Genomic DNA, 531 nt, shown 5'->3' with positions numbered 1-531 from the left:
CGCCACCGCGCACTACATCGCTGAAGAAACAGCGGTGATGTATAAAGGGCAAATCGTTGAATGGGGTGACACGCACGCGATCTTGAAAAATCCACAGCACCCATACACTAAGTTGTTGATCTCAGCCGTGCCCGATCCTGATCTGCCATTTGGAAACTTGGTGAAAAATGAACCAAACTACTCAATAGATGCCGATGAGATCCGTCATCGCAGCAGTGTTGTGGTTGATGAATATGATCAAGTTGGTCCGAATCACTTTGTTAAACAATGGATTGAGGCTGCATGATGGAACTGACCTCCTGGCAAGATCAAATCTCGGATTGGTATGAAACTAGGAAGCATGATCAAGTAGACGTGTTAGAAGCGATCTTGTACGAAGCTCCTGATACCGTGTTTGGTCCTGAGCTGTCTGATCAACAAAGTAAAGCCATCGCCTGCTGGCTAGATGGATGTTTGAGAGTATTTCAACACGCCAGGTATCAAGACGATCACAAAGCTTACCAAACTCTGCTCTATGCAAGCGCGAAGCTT

At 46.3% G+C, this 531-nt stretch carries 2 pseudogenes; both read left to right on the top strand.

The features are described 5' to 3' along the window. Positions 1 to 286: pseudogene (locus tag R7Z49_RS27360) on the top strand (ABC transporter ATP-binding protein); the annotation flags it as partial. Further along, positions 286 to 531: pseudogene (locus R7Z49_RS27355) on the top strand (transcriptional regulator); the annotation flags it as partial. The pseudogenes R7Z49_RS27360 and R7Z49_RS27355, both read left to right, overlap by 1 nt.

The sequence above is a fragment of the Vibrio sp. 1562 genome (assembly GCF_033340155.1).
GTDB lineage: Bacteria > Pseudomonadota > Gammaproteobacteria > Enterobacterales > Vibrionaceae > Vibrio > Vibrio alginolyticus.
The sequence above is the reverse complement of the archived record's forward strand: the minus strand, read 5'-3'. Positions and strand labels throughout refer to the sequence as shown.